The sequence below is a fragment of the Pelomonas sp. Root1237 genome (assembly GCF_001425055.1).
Classification (GTDB): domain Bacteria; phylum Pseudomonadota; class Gammaproteobacteria; order Burkholderiales; family Burkholderiaceae_C; genus Pelomonas.
This window is the reverse complement of record NZ_LMDK01000004.1, coordinates 36,805-58,262: the sequence shown is the minus strand read 5'-3', so window position 1 is coordinate 58,262 and position 21,458 is coordinate 36,805. Positions and strand designations below refer to the sequence as shown.

The 21,458-nt window shown below is 66.1% G+C and carries 14 protein-coding genes; 9 read left to right on the top strand and 5 right to left on the bottom strand.

Annotated elements, in window-relative coordinates:
• Positions 1 to 46: 46 nt before the first annotated feature.
• The 7 genes from ASC91_RS05730 (at position 47) to ASC91_RS05700 (ending at position 11,173) form a co-directional block, all read left to right on the top strand.
• Positions 47 to 1,462 carry a carbohydrate-binding protein gene (locus ASC91_RS05730; RefSeq protein ID WP_082532461.1) on the top strand — a complete coding sequence of 472 codons (1,416 nt, stop codon included), beginning with the start codon at positions 47 to 49 and terminating at the stop codon, positions 1,460 to 1,462.
• A 90-nt stretch (positions 1,463 to 1,552) separates the two neighbouring features.
• On the top strand, positions 1,553 to 2,599 hold the full coding sequence (locus tag ASC91_RS05725; RefSeq protein ID WP_056193606.1) for a LacI family DNA-binding transcriptional regulator: 1,047 nt from the start codon (positions 1,553 to 1,555) through the stop codon (positions 2,597 to 2,599).
• A 561-nt stretch (positions 2,600 to 3,160) separates the two neighbouring features.
• Positions 3,161 to 6,187 (top strand): TonB-dependent receptor, encoded by a 3,027-nt coding sequence (locus ASC91_RS05720; protein ID WP_056193603.1) that lies wholly within the window; start codon positions 3,161 to 3,163, stop codon positions 6,185 to 6,187.
• A gap of 186 nt (positions 6,188 to 6,373) precedes the next feature.
• Complete coding sequence (locus ASC91_RS05715) at positions 6,374 to 7,906, top strand: tryptophan halogenase family protein (RefSeq protein WP_056193600.1); 1,533 nt, start codon at positions 6,374 to 6,376, stop codon at positions 7,904 to 7,906.
• Positions 7,903 to 8,622 (top strand): SapC family protein, encoded by a 720-nt coding sequence (locus ASC91_RS05710; RefSeq protein ID WP_056193596.1) that lies wholly within the window; start codon positions 7,903 to 7,905, stop codon positions 8,620 to 8,622. Before ASC91_RS05715 ends, ASC91_RS05710 begins: the two co-directional genes overlap by 4 nt.
• 2 nt (positions 8,623 to 8,624) lie before the next feature.
• Positions 8,625 to 9,632 carry a cupin-like domain-containing protein gene (locus tag ASC91_RS05705; protein ID WP_056193593.1) on the top strand — a complete coding sequence of 336 codons (1,008 nt, stop codon included), beginning with the start codon at positions 8,625 to 8,627 and terminating at the stop codon, positions 9,630 to 9,632.
• On the top strand, positions 9,629 to 11,173 hold the full coding sequence (locus ASC91_RS05700; protein WP_200955227.1) for a tryptophan halogenase family protein: 1,545 nt from the start codon (positions 9,629 to 9,631) through the stop codon (positions 11,171 to 11,173). Before ASC91_RS05705 ends, ASC91_RS05700 begins: the two co-directional genes overlap by 4 nt.
• Before the next feature lie 488 nt (positions 11,174 to 11,661).
• On the opposite strand, the gene ASC91_RS05695 is transcribed toward ASC91_RS05700, so the two are convergent.
• Positions 11,662 to 12,657 (bottom strand): hypothetical protein, encoded by a 996-nt coding sequence (locus ASC91_RS05695; protein ID WP_056193590.1) that lies wholly within the window; start codon positions 12,655 to 12,657, stop codon positions 11,662 to 11,664.
• A gap of 644 nt (positions 12,658 to 13,301) precedes the next feature.
• Positions 13,302 to 13,727, bottom strand: a complete 426-nt coding sequence (locus tag ASC91_RS05690; protein WP_056193587.1) for an ester cyclase — start codon at positions 13,725 to 13,727, stop codon at positions 13,302 to 13,304.
• Positions 13,728 to 13,870: 143 nt separating this feature from the next.
• On the opposite strand from ASC91_RS05690, the gene ASC91_RS05685 reads away from it, so the two are divergent.
• Positions 13,871 to 14,767: a helix-turn-helix transcriptional regulator gene (locus tag ASC91_RS05685; RefSeq protein WP_056193584.1), complete on the top strand. Its 897-nt coding sequence runs from the start codon at positions 13,871 to 13,873 to the stop codon at positions 14,765 to 14,767.
• Positions 14,768 to 15,611: 844 nt separating this feature from the next.
• Positions 15,612 to 17,627 (top strand): elongation factor G, encoded by a 2,016-nt coding sequence (gene fusA / locus ASC91_RS05680; RefSeq protein WP_056193581.1) that lies wholly within the window; start codon positions 15,612 to 15,614, stop codon positions 17,625 to 17,627.
• A gap of 42 nt (positions 17,628 to 17,669) precedes the next feature.
• Here the strand turns inward: fusA and ASC91_RS05675 are convergent, their stop codons facing one another.
• The 3 genes from ASC91_RS05675 to ASC91_RS05665 are packed head-to-tail and all read right to left on the bottom strand — an operon-like array spanning position 17,670 to position 21,372.
• Positions 17,670 to 18,530, bottom strand: coding sequence for a spherulation-specific family 4 protein (locus ASC91_RS05675; protein ID WP_056193578.1), 861 nt, complete (start codon positions 18,528 to 18,530; stop codon positions 17,670 to 17,672).
• A 14-nt stretch (positions 18,531 to 18,544) separates the two neighbouring features.
• Positions 18,545 to 19,417, bottom strand: a complete 873-nt coding sequence (locus ASC91_RS05670; protein ID WP_056193575.1) for a spherulation-specific family 4 protein — start codon at positions 19,415 to 19,417, stop codon at positions 18,545 to 18,547.
• A 23-nt stretch (positions 19,418 to 19,440) separates the two neighbouring features.
• Positions 19,441 to 21,372, bottom strand: a complete 1,932-nt coding sequence (locus ASC91_RS05665) for a DUF4832 domain-containing protein (RefSeq protein ID WP_082532459.1) — start codon at positions 21,370 to 21,372, stop codon at positions 19,441 to 19,443.
• Positions 21,373 to 21,458: the final 86 nt, after the last annotated feature.

Here is a 21,458-nt window from a genome sequence, read left to right as displayed (position 1 = left end):
GCCGATACAGGCGACGGGCACCACAACCACTTGTTGGAGACATTCAATGAATCTGCTTCGATCCCTCATCCGGCCCGCCTTGGCCGGGTTGCTGATGGCCACAGCGAGCCTCGCCCATGCCCAGTGGCAGCTCGTCTGGAGCGACGAGTTCAACGGCAGCATCGGCCCGAACTGGGTCTTCGAGACCGGCGCCGGCGGCTGGGGCAACAACGAGCTTCAGTACTACCGGCGCGAGAACGCCACCATCGAGAACAACGCCCTGGTCATCACGGCCAAGCGCGAGAACTTCGGCGGCATGGCCTACACCTCGGCGCGCATGAAGACGCAGGGGCTCAAAACCTTCAAGTTCGGCCGCCTCGAAGCGCGCATGAAGCTGCCCGCTTTCCTCGGCGCCTGGCCGGCGTTCTGGATGCTGGGCGCCAACCTGCCGCAGGTCGGCTGGCCGGCCTCCGGGGAGATCGACGTGATGGAACACGTCAACGACGAGCAGAAGGTCTACGGCACCATCCATTGGCAGGACAACAACGGCCAGTACGCCCAGTACGGCGGCAACATCGCCACCACCGTGAGCGACTGGCATGTCTATGCCGTGGAGTGGGACACCAACGCCATCCGCTGGTATGTCGACGGCACCAAGTACCACGAAGCCAACATCGCGGGCAGCGTCAATGGCACCGACGAATTCCAGAAGGACTTCTTCCTGCTGCTGAACTTCGCCATCGGCGGCAACTGGCCGGGCTTCAACGTCAACACCGCCGCGCTCCCCGCCAAGATGGTTGTGGACTATGTGCGTGTCTACGCGCCTGCCGCCGGCGGCGTGGCCACGGTCTACCAGGACTGCAATTACGGCGGCTATTCGGCGGCCCTGCCTGAAGGCAACTACACGCTGGCGCAGCTGCAGGCTCGCGGCGTGAGGGACAACGACCTGTCGTCGCTGCGCGTGAACGCCGGCTACCAGGTGCAGCTGTTCGACGGGGACAACTTCACCGGTGCCAGCGTGACCCGGGCCGGCGACACCGGCTGCCTGGTGGACCAAGGCTTCAACGACCGGGCCACCTCCGTCATCGTCTCCAAGGCCGCCCCGGCCTGGTCGCGCCAGATCGAAGCCGAGGCCTTCAGCGCGCAGGCCGGCGTCCAGCTGGAAGCCTGCTCGGAGGGCGGCCAGAACGTGGGCTGGATCGATACCAATGACTGGATGGCCTACAACAGCGTGACCTTCCCCACCAGCGGCAGCTACCGCGTCGAGTACCGCGTGGCGAGCGCTGCCGGCGGCACGCTGTCGCTGGACCTGAACGCGGGCAGCATCCAGCTCGGCCAGCTGGGCGTGCCCAACACCGGCGGCTGGCAAAACTGGACGACCATCTCGCACACGGTGAACATCAATGCCGGCACCTACAACGTCGGCGTGTTCGCGCAGCAGGGCGGATGGAATCTGAACTGGATCAGGTTCACCAAACTCTGATCCGCGTTTCGCACCAAGGCACGCCAAAGGGCCGCAGCAGCGGCCCTTTTTCATGGCACCTACACTCATGGCTTCCCTTCGCCACCGCCGATGAACGCCAAGACTCCCGCCAAGAAAGCGCCTTCAAGCCGCCCCGACGGCGTCGTCACGCTGGAGCAGGTGGCGGAAATGGCCGGCGTGTCGCCGAGCACGGTGTCGCGCATCCTGAACGGCACGGCCGCGGTCAGCCAGGCCAAGAAGGACGCCGTGCAGGCCGCCATCCAGGAGCTGGGCTTTCGGCCCAACCCGGTGGCACGGGGCCTCGCCGGCGGGCGGACTCTCTCCGTCGGCGTCGTCACGCAGATCATCTCCAGCCCGTTCTACGGTGAAGCCCTGCTCGGCATCGAGCGTGAGCTGGAACGCGCCGGCTATGTGCCGCTGTTCGTGTCCGGCAACTGGCATGAGGACGATGAGCGCAAGGCCATCGAGACCCTGCTGTCGCGCCGTGTCGACGGTGTCATCGTGCTGGCCGGCCGCATTTCGGACGCCGAGCTGACCAAGGTGTCGGACAGCCTGCCCGTCATCGTCGTTGGCCGCCAGCTGTCCGGGCCCCAGCTCTTCAGCTTCAGCTTCGACAACCGCCAGGGTGCGCGCCTGGCCACCCAGCATCTGATCGACCAGGGGCATCGCAAGATCGCCTTCATCGCTGGCGACCTCATGCACGACGATGCCGTAGAGCGCCAGAACGGCTACTTTGATGCGCTGGCCGCGGCCGGCATCGCCGTCGACCAGGATCTCATCGTGCAAAGCGACTACACCGAAGCCGGCGGCATGCTGTCGGTGACGCGGCTGCTGGAGCGCGATGCTCATTTCACGGCCCTGTTCGCGTCCAACGACCAGATGGCCATCGGCGCCTGCCTGGGCCTGCACCGGCGCAACCTGCGCGTGCCCGACGACGTGTCGCTCGTTGGTTTCGACGACCTCATCATGGCGCGCTACGCCATGCCGCCGCTGACCACCGTGCGCCAGTCGGTTTACGAGATCGGCGTGGAAGCCGCGACCGCCATGCTCGAAATGCTGCGTGGCGGTAAACCCAGGGCCCAACTGCCCGCTCCCGAGCTCGTCGTGCGTGAGAGCACGCGCCGGATGCAAAGGTAGCTGCATCGGCATTTGCGGGCCGAGCGCTAGGCCGCTCCCGAGCCGGCCCGCGTGAGGCGAGGTGCTTGCCGGTCAATCCGGCAAGCATCGCCGTCCCCTCGGGGGCTGAGGCCGGACACATCACGTCCAGTGGACGTAATGTGCCTGCCGAAGCGCTGCGGCTCAGTCGCAGCGCGGTCCCCGCTTGGGCGCGCCCGCTTTCAGCGTGGCGCGACCGGGCGAGGGGCTGACTGTTGTTCAGCTCGGGTAAACCATGTGGCCGATCCTCGAGGCGAGACGCATCATTATTTGAAAGCGCTTTCATTGCTTTCACCAGCTCGCTGCGTTTCAACCCAGAACTACCCTTAGCGCCCGCCCAATTTTCACACCGCCTCCCATGGGAGCGGTCACATCGGGCCAGCGCGGGATAGCCCCGCCAACCTCCCGTCCTGCGTTGTCGCGAAGCAGCAGACCGAGGGTGTTGCCTAGGTTGAAAGCGCTGCCATTCGCGTATTCTTGAAAGCGCTTTCAGCTCGTCATCGAGCATCACTCGACAAGACCACAACTACTGGAGACAAGTGAATGAGACAGCTACGCCCTGCCCTTCGCCTCACAAACCTCGCTGCCGCAAGCGGCCTGCTGTTCGCCGGCGCCGCGCTGGCCCAAGGCGGCCCCGGCCAGGGCCCTGCCAATCCCAATGCCGGCCCCACACCGTCCACCTCGGTGCCGCAGGCGCTGGCCAGCACCACGCAGCTGGAAACGGTCATCGTCACCGGCATCCGCAAGTCGCTGGAGACCTCGGTCAACCTGAAGCGCTCGTCGTCCGGACTGGTTGACGGCATCGTTGCCGAAGACATCGGCAAGTTCCCCGATACCAACCTGGCTGAATCGCTGAGCCGCATCAGCGGCGTGTCCATCGACCGCGCCAACGGCGAAGGCACCCGCATCACCGTGCGCGGCATGGGCCCGGACTTCAACCTTGTATTGCTCAATGGCCGCCAGATGCCTGGTGCCAGCGTCGATGGCAGCGCGCCCAGCTCCCGCTCGTTCGACTTCTCCAATCTCGCTTCGGATGGCGTCGCGGCCCTGGAGGTCTACAAGACCAGCCGCGCCAGCAGCCCGACCGGCGGCATGGGTGCGACCATCAATGTCCGCACGCCCCGTCCCTTCGACATCAAGGAAACCGTCGCCCAGGTCGGCGTGAAGCTGGTGAGCGACCAATCCGCCCGCCGCCTGCCTGGCGAGGAGCAGGGCAAGAACGCCACGCCTGAACTGAGCGGCATCTACAGCACGCAAACCAACGACGGCACCTTCGGCATCGCGCTGATGGGCACCTACCAGGTGCGCGATTCCGGCTACTCGCAGGCCAACGTCAGCAGCGGCTGGAAGACTTTCGACGGTATCCAGGACAACGACTGGAGCGGCTCCAACGCCGTCTGGGGCGGCCTGCCCAAGACGTCGACGGAAATCAAGAACCGTCCGGCCATCGGCTCCATCTACAGCGTGCCGCAGAACCTGAACTACTCGTTCACCGGCGTGCACCGCGAGCGCCTGAACGGCCAGCTCGTCATGCAGTTCAAGCCCACCAAGGATCTGGTCGGCACGCTGGACTTCGTCATGTCGGAGCAGAAGTTCCGCCAGCGCCGCAACGACATCTCCGCCTGGTTCAACTACGGGGGTCAATTCGGCGAATTCCAGACCGGTTCGCCCTCCTCGCCCGTCATCTACGGCGAGCACATGGCCAACTCCGACCTGGCCATGGGTGCCTCGCGCATCCAGACCAAGAACAAGAACCAGCAGATCGGCCTGAACCTGAAGTGGAAGGCCACCGACGCGCTGAGCTTCGACATCGACGCCCATCACTCCACCGCCACCTCGGGCGCCAATGATCCGCTCGGCACCGCGGTGACGCTGGCCACCGCGTCGCTGAACCGCGGCGACACCTTCGTCGACTTCAGCAACAAGTTCCCGGTGCTGGGCATCGCCGGCGCGACGCTGGACCCGACCAAGCAGGAACTACAAGGCTCGGTGTTCGGCAACAGCTACCAAAAGAACCAGATTGACCAGTTGCAGACCAAGGGCAACTGGAAGATCAACGACGACAGCAGCCTGGACTTCGGCCTGTCGCTGACCAACGTCAAGAACCGCTCGGCCTTCGCCAACGTGCAGCGCGACACCTGGGGCGGCGGCGCCGCGGGCGGCCCCGCCGCCATGCCGGACGACATCTGGCATGCCGACTCCATCAGCAAGTACTTCAGCCGCATCCCGGGCTCCAACGACTCGCGCCTGTTCAATCAGTTCTTCTATTTCAACTTCGAAGACCTGCGCGCCGCGGCCATCAAGTCGCTGGGCTCGGACGCCCTGCTGAAGGCCTCGTTCGACTGGAGCGATGATTTCCGCACGACGGAAAAGTCGCAAGCCGTCTTCGGCCAGTACAACCTGGCCTGGGATTGGGGTGTGCCGATGGAGGCCGCCCTCGGTGCTCGCTACGAGCGCACCAAGGTCAGCTCGCCGTCCACAGAGAAGATCCCGGTGTCGGTAGCCTGGGTTGCCAACAACGAAATCCCCATCAGCTTCAGTGGTACGCGCTCCGCGGAGCGCAGCGGCAAGTACGACTACTTCCTGCCGTCCATCGACCTCAGCGCCGACGTGACGTCCGATACCAAGCTGCGCGTCAGCTACGGCCAGACCATCGGCCGCCCGGCCTGGAACGCCATCCAAGGCGGTCAGCGACTGGATCCCCTGGCGCGCGTCGATGGTGGTGTAGGTTCTGTGGGCAATCCCAACCTGAGGCCGCTGAAGTCGAGCAATATCGACTTCTCCGCCGAGCACTACTACGCCAAGAGCAGCTACGTCGCGGCGAGCTACTTCCGCAAGTCCCTCAAGGACTACAACCAAGCGGACGAAACCAGGGAGAACCTGTTCAATCTGCACACACCGGTCGGAAGCGCGATGTACAACCAGGCCCAGACGGCCGGTGGCTGCGGCGCGGATTCGGAGTGCATCCGCAAGTACATCTTTGCGAACTTCCCAACCGCTCCCGGCGTCAGCCCCGGTGCGCCTGGCACGTCGCTCGGCACCATCACCGCCCAGCCCAACGACCCGCTGCTGATCTTCAGGCTCGGCACCTTCGTCAACAACCAGCGCAGGAGCAAAATCAACGGGATCGAGCTGAACGCCCAGCACATCTTCGGCAACAGCGGCTTCGGCGTGTCGGCCAACTTCACCAAGGTGAAATCCGACCTCAGCTACGACGTCAACAAGCGGGGTGCGCAGACCGACGTGCTGGTCGGCATGGGCGACTCCGGCAACCTGGTGGGTTTCTTCGAGAACGAGACCTTCACGACCCGCCTGGCCTACAACTGGCGTGGCAAGTTCCTGGCTGCCAACTTCCCCGGAGCGGAAGGCGCCCAGCCGCTGTTTGTCGAGCCCTACGGTCAGTTCGACCTGAGCCTGGGCTACAACTTCAACTCCCATCTGCGCTTCCAGTTCGAAGCCATCAACCTGACCGACGAGTACACCCGCACGCACATGCGCAACGAGAACCAGATGGGTGCCGTCACGCAGTTGGGCCGTCGCTTCATGATCGGCGCACGCTACAAGTTCTAAGAAACCGCCTCAGGGCCGGGGCTTCCCCCGGCCCGCCCTGCCAGGGGTCAAGGAAAGTCGGGACTCTCCCTTCCTTTCTTGTGAGGCAAAGTCTGGTTCGGCGGTGCTCGCGCTCTGGGGCACCGTCCTTGTTCGCCGCTTGGCGAGGCCGCGCGAGCGGCCCTTTTTACTTCTGGGGACCAGATCTTGAACGACAGGCTGCGTGAGGTGGTGGTGCTGGGTGGCGGCTCGGCCGGCTGGCTGGTCGCTGGTCTGCTGGCGGCCGAGCACCCCGATTTGAGGATCACGCTGATCGAATCCACTGACGTGCCGACCATCGGCGTCGGCGAGGGCACCTGGCCGTCCATGCGCGACACGCTGCGCCGTATCGGCCTGTCAGAGCCTGAATTCATCCGCCGCTGCCAGGTCTCGTTCAAGCAAGGCTCGCGCTTTGACGGCTGGGCCCGCGGCGGCGCCGGCTCGGACGGTGACCGCTACTACCACCCCTTCATGCTGCCCGTCGGCTATGGCGACGTCGACTTGGTGCAGCCCTGGCTGGCCACTCAGGGCCAACGCCCCTTTGCCGATGTCGTCAGCCCCTCGGTGCAGGTCTGCGAAGCCGGCCGCGCGCCCAAGCAGGTGCAGACGCCCGACTTCGCGGCCGTCGCCAACTATGCCTATCACTTCGATGCCGGCCTGTTCGGCCAGATGCTGCGCGAGCACGCCGTTGCCAAGCTCGGTGTGCACCACGTCATCGACCATGTTGAGGCCGTCCTCTCGTTTGAGAACGGCGACATTGCCGCGCTGCGGACCCGCGAGCACGGCGAAATCAAAGCTGACCTCTTCATCGACTGCTCCGGCCTCACGTCGCGCTTGATAGGACAGCATTTCGGCGTGCCATTGAAGAGCGAGCGCGAGGCGCTCTTCAATGACGCGGCGCTGCCAGTGCAGGTGCCCTACGCCACACCCGACGCGCCGCTGGCCTCGGTCACTGTCGCCACCGCCTGGGCCAAGGGCTGGATCTGGGACATCGGCCTGCCCTCGCGCCGCGGCGTCGGCTGCGTCTACTCGCGGGACCATGCCAGCGACGACGAGGCCCATGCGGCGCTGACCGCCTATCTCGACGCCACCGGTGCGCCGGCCGAGCGGCCCACGCCACGCTCCATCCGCTTCGACCCGGGCTACCGCGAACAGTTCTGGGTGCGCAACTGCGTCGCCATCGGCCTGGCCTCGGGCTTCATCGAGCCGCTGGAGGCCTCGGCCCTCGCACTCGTCGAGCTGTCCGCCCAGCGGCTGTGCGACGAGCTGCCGATGACGCGCGCTTCCATGGAAGCCGTCGCGCGCCGCTTCAACGACGACTTCAGCTACCGCTGGGCCCGCGTCATCGACTTTCTGAAGCTGCATTACGCGCTCAGCCAACGCGACGACAGCGACTACTGGCGCGCCCATCGCGACCCGGCCACCTGGCCCGAGCGCCTGCGCGAGCTGCTGCCGCAGTGGCAGATGCGTGCACCAGCGCGGCATGACTTTGGCCGCATCGACGAGGTCTTCCCCTCGGCCAGTTACCAGTACGTGCTCTACGGCATGGGTTTCCGCCCTGACGCTGAAAGCCTGCCCGCCGCCAAACTCCAGGCAGCCCAGGCCTGCTTCGACGAAGCCGCCCGCCAGGCCCGCCGCTTCGTGCCCGGCCTGCCCGGCCACCGCAGCCTGCTCGACCATATTCACAAGACCGAGACATGACCCGCCCCACCCTGCTCGACAACGTCACCCACCGCCATCTGCGCGTCCACGCCGAGCGCTCCGCCGCCCTGGGCGATGCGCGCCAGTCGGCCTTGGCCCTGCCCGCCGAGTTCCGCCAGTTGCAGGCTCATTTCCCCATCGTCTTCCAGCTGGTTGAAGGCGCCGCAGCCGGGACCGGTTTCCAGCCCGTCGCCCTGTTCGGCCTGGAGGAAGGCCAGAACCTCTTCCTGACCGACACGGGCTGGGATGCCCCCGTCGTACCCATGGCCCTGCAGCGCGATCCCTTCATGATCGGCCGCGCTCCAGACGACAGCCTGCAGTTGCACATCGACATGGACAGCCCGCGCATCGTGCGGCCCGAGGATGGCGAGGTCGGCGCCGCCATCTTCATGCCGCACGGCGGCTTCAGCGACTACCTCGACCATGTCGTGCAGCTGATGGAGCACCTGCACGCCCAGGCCCAGCACCTGCCCGTCTTCATCGAGGCGCTGACCCGCCACCAGTTGCTGGAGCCCTTCGTCATCGACATCGAATCGACGAGCGGCGAGCCGGGCCGGCTGTCGGGCCTCTTCACCATCCACGAGGAGCGCCTGGCCGCCCTGCCGGGCGACGCGCTGGAAGCCCTGGCCCGCGAGGGCCATCTGCTGCCCATCTACATGCAGATCGCGTCGCTGCAGCAGTTGCAAGACCTTGTCGAGCGACAAAGCAAGCTCTGATCATGCAAGCAGTACCGGCCTGGACGGGGCCTTTCGACCCGAACAACCTGCCCGCCGAACTGCTGACCGGCGACCGGCCCTATGTCGTGCGTGGTGGCTTCGCGCACTGGCCCGTCGTTCAGGCCGCACGTCAGTCCGACGAGGCCCTGGCCCGCTATCTGATGGGCTTCTACAACGGCGTGCGCATCGGCCTTTTCCAGCTGGCGCCCGAGGCCCGTGGCCGCGTCTTCTATGCCGACGAGACGCTGACCAGCTTCAACTTCAGCCGCTACGCCGCGACGCTGGACCAGGTGCTGACCGGCCTGCTCGGCCTGGCTGCAACGCCCGAGCCACCCGCCCTCTATGTCGGCTCGACGACCGTGGAGGCCGTGCTGCCTAGCTTCCTCGATGCCAACGTGCTGGGCTTGGGCAACCGCGACGCCCTGGTCAGCCTGTGGCTGGGCAACCGCACCCGCATCGCCGCCCACTACGACCTGCCGGACAACCTCGCCATCGTCGCCGCCGGCCGGCGCCGCTTCACGGTCTTCCCGCCCGAGCAGATTGGCAACCTCTACATGGGCCCGCTGGATCCGACGCCCGCCGGCCAGCCCGTCAGCCTGGTCGACTTCGAGAAGCCCGACCTCGAGCGCTTCCCGCGCTTCGCCCGTGCGCTCGACGCCGGCGAGGTGGCCGAGCTCGAACCCGGCGACGCCATCTTCATCCCCAGCATGTGGTTCCACCACATCGAAGGGCTGGCGCCGGTCAACCTGCTCATCAACGCGTGGTGGCGCCAGACGCCCGACTACGTCGACTCGCCGCTGTCCACCCTGCACCTGGCGCTGATGACGCTGCGCGACCTGCCCGAGAAGGAGCGTCGCATCTGGCAGCGCCACTTCCAGCATTTCGTCTTCGACGCCGACGCCAACACCTGGGCCCACATCCCCGAGGCCGCTCGCGGCCTGCTCGGCCCCATCGACGACACCCTTTCGCGCCAGGCCCGCGCGCAACTCCTGACCCAGTTGAAACGATGAACACCACCATGAAGGAATTCAACCGCGTCGTCATCGCCGGCGGCGGCACCGCCGGCTGGATGATGGCCGCCCTGATGGGCAAGCTGCTTGGCAAGCGGCTCGACATCAAGCTGGTCGAGTCCGAGGAGATCGGCACCGTCGGCGTCGGCGAGGCCACCATTCCCGCGCTGCACACCTATCACAACCTGCTCGGCATCAACGAGGCCGAGTTCATGGCCGCGACGAATGCGACCTTCAAGCTCGGCATCGCCTTCGAGGGCTGGAAGGACATCGGCCAAGACTACTTCCACTCCTTCGGCTCGACAGGCAACGACCATTGGAGCGCCGGCTTCCAGCACTTCTGGCTCAAGGGCCGGGCGGAAGGCCTGTCCAAGACCTACACCGACTACAACCCCGAGACGGTCGCCGCCTACGCCAACCGCTTCGCCCACCTGCCGCGCAATGGGCTGAACTACGCGTACCACATGGACGCCGGCCGCTACGCCAAGTACCTGCGCGCGATGAGCGAGGGCTACGGCGTGCAGCGCATCGAGGGCAAGATCGGCGCCGTGCTGATGGACGGCCCGCAGGGCAAAGATGGCGACATCACTGCCCTGCAGATGCAGGACGGCACGCGCATCGACGGTGACCTCTTCATCGACTGCACGGGCTTTCGCTCCATGCTGATCGGCGAAGCCCTGGGTGTGGGCTACGAGGACTGGTCCTACTGGCTGCCCTGCGACCGCGCCGTGGCCGTGCAGACCGCCTCGGTGCGCGAGGCCTGGCCCTACACCCGCTCCATCTGCCACCCCTTCGGCTGGCAATGGCGCATCCCGCTGCAGAACCGCGTCGGCAACGGCCTGGTCTACAGCAGCAAGGAGCTCAGCGACGCCGACGCGCCCGAAGTGCTGAAGAAGAACGTCGAGGGCGAGCTGCTGATCCAGCCGCGCGTCATCAAGTTCCTGCCCGGCCAGCGCGACAAGGTCTGGCATCGCAACTGCATCGCCGTGGGCCTGGCCAGCGGCTTCGTCGAGCCGCTGGAGTCCACCAGCATCCACCTCATCCAGCGCGCCGCTATCCGCCTGATGCAAACCTTCCCGCAAGGCGGCATCCAGCAGTCTGACGTCGACGAGTTCAACCTGCAGTCCAAGCGCGAGCTGGAGCACATCCGTGACTTCATCGTGCTGCACTACACCGTCAACGAGCGCACCGACTCCAAGCTCTGGAAGCATGTGCGCGAGATGGACCTGCCCGCCACGCTGCGCCACCGCATCGACCTCTTCCGCGAGACCGGCCGCGTCTTCCGCCCCAGCGACGAGCTGTTCGCCGAGAACTCCTGGGTCCAGGTCATGATGGGCCAGGGCATCACGCCCGAGCGCTACCACCCGGTGGCCGACCTGATGGGCAAGCAGGAGCTGGCCACCTTCCTCGGCGACATCCACCTCAAGGTCTCGCGCACCGTGGCCGGGCTGCCGCAGCACCAGGCCTACGTCGAGCAGCTCTGCGCGCCCTATCGCAACGCGACGACGGCGCAGTTGGCGGCCACGCCGCTGCGGGCTTGAGGGGTGCAGCTAGCTTGGCGGGGCTGACGGCTTTCGGCCAGTTGCTGACCTTCGGTGACGACCGCCAACAGGAGGTCTACCGGGCCGATGCGACGCCGCTCGCATACCATCGTGGCGCCACCCGAAGTCGAGGCAAGGCGAGGAATTGTCCAAGGTGAAGACAATGCTAGACGCCGTCCAAGTGGTGGCCGACCCGCCGCAGCCATCCAGTGTTGGGGCGCCACGCATAGGAACGGGCGACGGGCCATATCGGCGCCGTTTCAAAATGGAGCCACTCCGCCGCCGTCCCAATCTTGAGATTGAGAAGGCCTCCATTTGCCGCTCCATGCTGCACGGCCACCACAGCGGCGGAACATTGCTTCTGCTGTTGGCCGCGGCTCGGCAAGCTTGAGCGAACCACGGCTCGTGCCGGCCCCCGTACTCATCATCACGAAGCGGGTGGCGTAACGACCGGCTCAGAATCGCAGTTCCTTGTTCTCCCGTTGAGCTCAGGGGGGAAATGGAGCCGGGTTCGCCAGGTAGGCCTTGAACAGGCGCGCGAACTGGCCGCCGTCGTTCGTGATGTCCGCCGACGTGGCGCCCCCGGGACTGAAGACGAGCGCGAATACACCGTTGCCCGTGTACTGCGTTGGATGCGTCAGCATGTACTGGACGTGGTTGTCCCGATAGTGCTTCGGCGTTCCGCCGGGGGTCGTCGAGGGCACGCCCATGGGGGTCTGCCAGAACAGGATCGGCAGGTTGCCCAGGTGGCTTCGTAGCGTCTTCCACTGGTCGAGGCTTTGGTTGAAATTCGGCGTGGTGACGTTGTTCTCATCCAAGTAGAACGGGCCGGTGCCGCGACCCGCGCACTCGTCCACGGGTGTCGGGACTTCAAAGCAACCTGCGTCGCGATCGCTCGTTTGCGCCACGATGAAGTCGGCCTTGTCTGCACCGAGTTTTGCCATGAAGCTGCCGGTGGCGTCTGGGTTCCCGTACCACATCGACGGGGGGAAGCCCATCCTCGCCTTGGGCGCATACGTCCGCCCGAGCTTCAACAGGCAACCGACAACGCCAACGGCCGTATTCGGTAGGCTGGCGCATTCCGGCACCGTGCTCACGCGCGCCGGCAACTTCGCCGGGTCGCCGCCGGGTGCACTGCCCTCTGCGAAGCCCCAGAAGTCAGGCTCGAGGTTGACCAGGGTGGGGCGGCCGGTCTCGGCGATCTTCTGGTACATCAACTTGACTTGCGCCCAGTAGGCGGCCATGAACGGCGCGTCGTTGATGACGGTGACATCGCCACCCCGCAGGGAAGGCATCTGGAACAGGGTGAACATCGGCACGGCGCCCATGGCCGCGACGTCGTTGGAGAAGACCGTTATGACGCCACCGTCCGGATAGTTGTATTGCCATTGAGGCCATGCGTTACCGCCGCCGCCAGAGTTGAAACCCGTAACCGCCACGAGATAGGTATCGATGATGTCCGGAGCGATCTGCTGGGCCTTCATGTCCGCGATAGGACTGGCCGCGCCGAGGCCCACGAGGAGCCGGCCGGGCTTGCCGAGGGCTGTAGTGATCGAAGGAGCAGGTGCAGGTGCAGGTGCAGGTGCAGGTGCAGGAGCAGGAGCAGGAGCAGGTGCAGGTGCAGGTGCGGGTGCAGGTGCGGTTGTCGGCGAGCCGCCTCCGCCGCCGCAAGCTGCGACCCCCGCACTCAGGAAGGCGATCGCAACGCGACGGGCATGGGACACGGTGTTCAGTGCCAACGGCATTCGTTTCCTCTTGGATGAAATATGTCTTTTCGCAATGTTGTCGCGGCAAGACTCAGTAGTTGTAGTCACGCCCTCGGCCGAGATATGAACACGCGGCCGTAGATGGTCGGTGAAGTTGTAATCGATCTGCCAACTTCCTGACACGTGGCGCCGGCTGTGGCCGAGCGCATCACCATCTGCACCCAGCCCACGCCTCCTCACGTGCCGGACACACGGAAGGCGACCTTCGTAGTCGCGCCTGAGCCATAGACCGAGACGCCGCAGATGCCACCAGGATGCCGGCCAGCCTCGGAAGAGATGAGCAGCGGCCAGTTCGTGCGATCGAACTTGTAGAGCGACGGCGGCGCACTACTGCCTGTACCGGAGGTCGATGCAAACGGCACTCACAGGCTCTCAGGAACCGGCAACCCGCCGATCTGCTGCATCAGTCCGAGCAGGTCCGGCTGCCCCACTTCGGAGACGATCTTCCCGGTCGAAAGCCGGTAGATGTTCAGCGCTTGCACGGCAATCGTCTTGCCGGTGGGAGGCACGCCGAAGAAGGCTCCGCGCTGCGTCCCGCGCATCGTGAATCGCGCCGCGATCACGTTACCTTCGACGACGGTTTCCTCAAGAGTCCACTGGATATCGGGGAATCCGCCGCGCATCATCCCGATGATCTCCAGGTAGCCTTGTGGCCCGTGCACGGGTTCGGCGCGCCCCGGAACCTGAAACACGGCGTCAGGGGAAACCAATTCTGTGGCGAGCCGCGGGTCCGCGGTGTTGATGAACTCCACGAAGCGAGCCATGAACTGTCGGTTTGTGGTTTGCATCGGTCGCCTCGGACTGTCTATCAGGATGGGAGCCGGAGCATGGTGGCCGCCCCGTGCCCGCGGTCTCGTATTGTTCGAGTTGCCGGCGTGTTCGACACGATCAAAGTCGGTTGCCGAAATGGTGAATATCGGACAATGGATCGATGCCGCGCGGAACTAGACCCATCGATGTCGAGCAGGTCCGATATCAGCCCTCGGCCGAGAGGGCGCTGGATCTCGAGGTCTTCTCGATGTCGGACCTGAGACGGAGGGTGTCCCGAGCCCACCTGCAGCGCTACCACCGCTACGACTTTCACATGTTCGTGCACGTCAGACGTGGAATATGCCGCGCCGTGGTGGACTTCAGCCACATCGAGTGTGGCGGCGGTTCGCTGCTGACCATTCGGCCCGGGCAGGTTCACCGCTTCGGGCCGGGAAGCCGTTGGGATGCGAACCTCCTGCTGTTCCGACCCGAGCTTTTGCAGGCTTCGCAAGGCGAGGAGCGCCTTCAGATGCCTGAACTGGTCGATGGGCTTCCTGGCAATCTGAGCCTCGACCGGTCGACGGGTCGGTTTTTGGCCGACACGCTCGCGCGCCTGAAGGAGGAGTGCGCGCTCGACGCCCGGCAACCGCTGCTGAACTGGCTGCTCCAGAGTGAACTGACAACGCTGGTGACGCGGCTGCACATCTTTCATGCCGAGCAACAGCGATCCGCCGGAACGGCGTCCGACGCGCCGGAGCGCTTCCGTCTATTCAAACGGCTTCTGGACGAGAACGTGCATCAATGGCGTCACGTTTCGCGCTACGCAAATGCCATGGGATGTTCCGAGAAGACGCTCACTCGCATCTGCAGTGCGGTGGCTGGCGTCGGCGCGAAGGCCTTGATCGCCTCGCGCCTTGCGCTGGAAGCCAAGCGCCTGCTCGTGCACACGAAGATGCCGATTTCCGCCATCGCGCAGCGGCTTGGCTTCGACGAGGCGACCAACTTCATCAAGTTCTTTCGCAGCATCGAAGGCTGCACGCCAGGCGAATTCCGCCGTCAGTTCGATGTCTCGTTGTAGCCGCACTCGGCCATCCCGGTCTCTCATGTTCGCGCATGCATGCCATAAGTACAGATCGACACGTCGCGCCGGCACCCATCGACGCAGATCGGACGTTGCATTCGATCTCGAGCACGGTCTGCTGGGCTCTTGGCGTTCGAGCCCGAGCTGCGTAATCCTAATGCCTGCTTATATGCGGACTTCACTGTCAATCTTTCGCATCACAGCGGGATCTGATTTCGGCATCCGATGGGGTGGCCGGCAAGATTGATCTGAGGTCAGGAACAGTGGGGCCTCGAGCTTGTACTCGAGCGAGCTTCTATCCGTGCAGGGCGCCGACGTCCAACACCGCATGCTGCGAAAGCCGCCCCGCCTCCTTAGGCCACCGCGTATGGACGAGCGTCCCATCCAGCGCCACGCCTGTTCAGCCTCGGAGCACATGGACGTGAACACAGCCTGCGGCAGCCGTGCCGCTGCAGCTGAGAAGTCCACCGCCGCACCGCCACATCTCCCCACAAGCACCAAGGCCTCGCGGGCTGCAACACAATCCACCCATCATGAAGTTCAACCACACGATCCAAGCCCGCCTCGACACCTGAGCGCCCCTTCGACCGTGTTCGGAAGGCGCCAAGCCTTCCGGTCAATCCAAACCCCGGCAGGTTCGTCCCTCCGGGGTTTTGTTTTTCTGATCTGAGTTCAACCATGCGCACCCGCACCTTCGACAAGTTGATCGCCACGATTCCCGAGCGCCGGAGCGCGGCTGAGTCCTGCTCGTCGCTCGTGCGCTTCGGCGTCCTGCCTTTGCGCTAGCCCTGCCAGGTGGTTCCACCGGGGGCTGGCAACAGTCACCGCATCTGGAATCACCATGAACTCGAATAACTTCCGCAACCTGCGCAACATCGGCGTCATCGCCCACGTCGACGCTGGCAAGACCACGACCACCGAACGCATCCTGTTCTACACGGGCGAAAACCATCGCATCGGCGACGTCAACGACGGCAACACGACGATGGACTTCGACCCCCAGGAACGCGCACGCGGCATCACCATCCACAGCGCGGCTACCACCGTGCACTGGCAGGGCACGCAGATCAACCTGATCGACACGCCCGGGCACATCGACTTCAACATCGAGGTGCGCCGCTCCCTGCGCGTGCTGGACGGCGCCGTCGTCGTCTTCGACGGCGTGGCCGGCGTCGAACCGCAGACCGAGACCAACTGGCGCCTCGCGGACGAGTACCGCGTGCCGCGCCTGGCCTTCATCAACAAGCTGGACCGCGTCGGCGCGGACTTCCTGCGCGTCGTCGCATCCCTGCAGGAACGCCTGGGCGTGCGCGCACTGCCGCTGCAGCTGCCCATCGGCGCGGAAGGCGACTTCCGTGGCGTGGTCGATCTGCTGACGATGCAGGCCCTGGTCTGGGACCGCGACGACGCCTCGGCACCGCCGCGTGTCCAAGCCATCCCGCCGGAGCTGCAAAGCGCCGCCGAGGCCGCGCGTGCGCGCCTGCTGGAAGCCGCTGCCGAACAGGGCGACGCGTTGCTGGATGCCTGGCTGCGCGGCGACGAGTTGCCTTTGGACGATGTGCGTGCGGCCCTGCGCCGCGGCACGATCGCGGGCGCTTTCGTACCCGTGCTGGCCGGCTCGGCCTTCCGCAACCGTGGTGTCGAGCCGCTGCTGGACGCCGTCGTCGCCTACCTGCCCAGCCCTGGCGAAGGGCCAGCCGCTGCGGCGGCCGAAGGTCCACTGTCTGCTCTCGCTTTCAAGCTGACCGCCGATGACCACGGCGCGATGGTGTTCGTGCGCGTCTACAGCGGCAAGCTCAAGCGCGGCGATACGGTGTTCAACGCCAGCACCGGCAAGGCCGAGCGCGTGTCGCGCCTGTACGAGATCCATGCGGACCAGCGCGTCGAGCGCGACGAACTCGTCGCGGGCGATATCGCGGGCGTCGTCGGTCTGAAGGAGGTGCTGACCGGCCACACGCTGGCTGAGCGCAAGGACGCCGCGGTGCTGGAAAGCATCGTTGTGCCCGAGGCGGTCATCGACGTCGCCATCGAGCCACGCAAGCAGGCCGATGCTGCGGCCCTCTCGAAGGGCCTGGGCATGCTTGTCCGCGAAGACCCGTCACTGCGACTGCGCCAGGACCCGGATTCGGGCCAGACGCTGTTGTCCGGCATGGGTGAGCTTCAGCTCGAGGTGTCCATCGAGAAGCTGCGTGCGCGCTTTGGCGTCGAGGTGCAGGTCGGCCGACCCCAGGTCGCCTATCGCGAGACCATCGCGGGCACGGCCGAGGTGCGCCATCTGCACCGCAAGCAAAGCGGCGGCCCCGGCCAGTTCGCCGAGCTGACGCTGCGCGTGGCGCCGCTGCCGCGGGGCACGGGCATCCGCTTCGAGAACACGGTGGTGGGCGGCGCGATCCCGCGCGAGTTCATCCCGGCGGTGGAGGCTGGCATCCGCCGCGCCGCACAGTCTGGCCCGTTCGCGGGCTATCCGCTGGTGGACTTCGAGGCGACGCTGGTAGACGGCAGCCACCACGTGCGCGACTCGTCGGCGCTGGCCTTCGAGCTGGCGGCGGCGGCGGCGCTGCGCGAGGCGGTGATGAAGGCTTCGCCCGTGGTGCTGGAGCCGGTGATGGCCGTCGAGGTCATCACGCCGGCCGACTATCTCGGCGACGTCATCGGCGACCTGCTGCGCCGGCGTGGCCATGTGCATGGCCAGGATGCACGTGGCAACGCCGTCGTGCTCAGCGCCGAGGTGCCGCTGGAGCAGATGTTCGGCTACATCGGGCATCTGCGCGCGATCAGCTCAGGTCGCGCGCAGTTCACGATGCAGTTGGGCCACTACGCCGAGGCGCCGAAGAGCATCGCGGCCTTGGCCGCCTAAGCAGAGGGCGAGGCGTCGAAAGGCGCCTCGCCCTTTTTCTCTTCAGCGACGGCGCCGACGCACGATGCCGGCCATCAAGGCCAGCCCGGCCATCAGCATCCCGGCCTGCGCCGGCTCCGGCACCGCCGCGGCCGCCACCTCCGCCGTCCAATAGCTCGGCAGATGCAGATACGGATTGCCGCTCGCCATCGTCCCATCGGTGACGTAGATCGCCCCCAGCCCATGCTGCCTGGCCAGGCCCATCACTTGCAGCATCTGGGCCTCCGTTGCCACGCTGTGGACGATGGCACCGGTCGACGCGGCGTTCGTCAGCCCGCTCAGGAAGGAACCGTTGATGAAGTCGCTGTACGAGCCTTCAAAGCTCATCAGCGTGTTCGCCAGCGCCGTGTAGCCTGCAGTTGGCGTCACGCCCGGGTTGCCGACGATCTCCCAGCCCGGATGCGCCGCGCGCAGGCTGTTGCTGACGGTCTGATAGAACGGCAGCGCGCCCGGCAGCGTCGCCATTTCGTCGAGGAAGACGCCGTCCACGCCATACCAGTTCGCATACTTCTGCGCGTCCGCCAGCACCTCGCCCGTCGAGCGTGTCGGCGGCACTTCCGAGGTGCAGTGGTTGACGCCATAGCAGGTGTAGACATAGCCGATCACCTTGCCACCCGCGGCGCGGAACTCGTTGACCGAGGCCACGTAGTCGCTGTTGGAGGCCAGGCCCGGCCCGTTGCCCGGGTTCATGATGGCCGTGACCTGCGCACCCTGCTGGGCGGCCCAGGTGAGCTGGTGCCACTCGTTCAGCGACGGCATCCAGGACGGATAGAAGTACGCCGGCACGATGATCTCGATGGCCGACGCGAAGGGCGCCGCGCTTGCAAGGGCTAATGCAGCGATGAGGGTTTTCAAACGCTTCATATTCCTTCCTTTCCTCAGCAGCTGCCGCCGGTCTTCAGGCTGTTCAGGCACCAACGCTCCGAGCCGCTCAGCGCCTCGTTGCCCCAGTAGGTCGGCGTGTAGTTCCAGATCGGGCCGCCCCAGGGCAGGCTGGGGTTGTAGGTCATGCTGGTGGCGTAGACGTAGTTGGCCGCGCTGCCCTTGAGCGTCAAGCGCATCTCGGCCTGGGTGGCCGAGTGCACCAGCAGCCAGGTCTTCACGCCCAGCGATGCGGCGAGGCTCTGCACGCCGCCGTTGAGCCAGCTCGCCGCGGCCACGTAGTCGCTGTACTTGGCCTCGTAGATGACGAGGTGCTCGCCATAGCTGGCCGCGTTGACGAAGCAACTGCTGGCGCCCGGCCAGCCGGCGTTCCACACCACTGTGCCGCTGGTGCCGGTGGCCGCCATCTTGGCGCGCACGGCGCTGAACTTCGGCGGCGTGCCATTGCACTTCTGCGTGTCGGTCAGCGCCGCGTCGTCGAAGGCGGCCTCGTCGAAGAAGAAGCCATCCACGCCGCCCAGCGTCGTCTTGTAGGCGGTCAGGTTGGCGTTGATCGCGTTGTAGCGGGCCAGTTCGTCGGCGGTGTTGTAGTCGTAGCCGGTGGCCACATAGCCCAGCACCTTGCCGCCCTGGGCGCGGATGTTGGCGATGACGGCCTTCCAGTTGGTGACCTGGCTGCCGCTCAGGCCGGTGGCGCCGCTATTGGGGTTGATGACGACATAGGCCCCGCTGGGGATCTGGCCGCCATAGGTGCTGGCGGTTTCACCCCAGTAGGCCACCATGCCGAAGCCGGTCGGAGCGGCGCAGGCCAGCGTGGCGCCTAGGGTCAGCAGGCTCGCGGCGGCGAGCTTGATATGGAAACTGGACATTCGTTTCTCCTGGAGAAGGTTGTTCAACGGACGGTCAGCGTCGTGCCGGCACGGAAGGCGCCCAGCGCCGCATCCCAGGCCTGGGCCTTGGCGGTGTTGTCCGCATTGGCAGGGCGCACGCTATAGCGCACGTCGGCACTGAGCGATGCGGAGCCGTCTGGCAGGGCAAGCAGCACGTCGTAGGCGCCCGTCGGCGTTCCCGCCGGCACGGTGAAGCCCGCCGACACGGTGCTGGTGCTGTTGGGCAGCCAGCCTCTCGGGTCGACGGCCGTCAGCGCGATGCGGACGACGGCGCTCGTCGTCTTGTGCTTGAGCAGCAGATGCAGCGCCCGCGGGTTGAAGGCGCGCGCCCAGCCGCTGTTGCGAACCGTCAGCAGCAGGTCCCCCGACTGTCCGGCCGTCACGGCCGCGCTGTGGCGCAGGGTAGAGAGTTCGAAGCGGTAGCCCATGCTGCGCTTGACCTCCGCCATGCAGCCCTGCTGCTCCCACTTGGTGTGGAAGAGGTCGCGGTAGTAGTCGTTGTTCAGATAGGTCAGGCCGAACTGCTTGCCCTCGGCCAGGATGTCGGTGCAACTGCTGCGCGGCACCGCGCCTTCCTCGTCGGCAGGGTTGCAGGTTTCCGCACCGAAGGGGGCCACGCGTGACAGCGAGGCGGTGTAGTTACGCTCGTTCTGGCGCGTTGCGGCGTCCTCGCTGTAGGTGCCGACGTCGGTGGCCGAGGCCAGGAAGCAGTCGTTGTGCACGCCGATGCGCGAGGCCGCCGACCCGTCGCGCCAGCTCGGCACCTGCGAGGCCCACTGCATCAGATACGGCGGATAGCGCAGCTGCAGGAAGCGGTCGGTCGGCAGCGCATTCAGCAGCGCATCGCGGATCTGCGTGCGCGGGCTGGCGGCGGTGAGGTTGTTGGACGAGGTGTGCCACTCGCCCCAGGCGCCGACGAAGCCGGCCTGCAGATAGGCGATGACATCGGCATTGGCCGTCAGCACCGGCTTGAGCTGGTCGATGTGGCCGAGCACACGCGTCAGCGGCGCGTCCTTCACGTTCTGGTATTCGGTCTCGTTGGCCGGGTAGTTGTAGAGGAAGCGCGGCACCAGCTTCAGGCCGGCACGGCGCGCGATCGCGAATCCATTGGTGAGCTGCGTGAGCAGGCTGGCCGGCAGCGTGGTGTTGGCATAGGCGTCCAGGCGCACGGCGGCGTACACAACGCGGTAGCCGGCCTGGAACTGCGCGTCGGCATCGGCCTGCGTCCACAGCAGCAGGTTGTCGGCGGCCCAGGTGTACATGCCCCGCTCGGGATTGGCGATCTCGGCGGTGCTGACGGTGAAGCTGGTTTCGACGGGTGCGGGTGCCGGCGTGGGAGCAGGTGTCGGTGCAGGGGTAGGCGCGGGAGTCGGTGCCGGCGTGGGCGCAGGGGTGGGTGCGGGAGTCGGTGCGGGCGTAGGCGCCGGGGTGGGCGCAGCGAGCCGCCAGGCCTGGTTGGCATTGCCGGTGTTGCAGGTCGCGACCGAGAAGCCTACCTGGGCCAGTTGAGTCGGCGCGGTCAGGCACAGGTTGTTGGCCGCCAGCTTGAGCTGGGCCGTCGAGCCGCCCGCCAGTGCCACCACCGAGAAGCGCTGGCCCGTCTGTGTGGGCTGGCAGGTGTTCAGCTCCACGAACGAGCCGGAGCTGGTGCCGGTGGCGGAGACGCACAGATTGGCCTGCGCGTTCTTGAGGGTGTAGATGCTGCTGCCCGTGCTGACCGGCGTGAGGCTGAAGTCCTGCGCGGCGCTGGCGTTGCAGGTCGCCAGACGGATGTCCCAGGTGTCGACCTTGGCTTCCAGGCAGGCACCCAGGGGGTTGGACACCAGGGGCGTCGCGGTCGCGGCAACAGGCCAGGCGGCGATCAGGGCGAGCGGGAAGGCGAGCTTCAGCCCCGCACGAGCGCGGGGCAAGGGGCAGGGACGCATGGAGTGCATCGGGTTCTCCTCATGAACGACTGAGCGCTGAACGGGAGGGGCAGGGCCACGTCAGCGCGAGCGCGGCCAGGGCACCGGCGCGACCG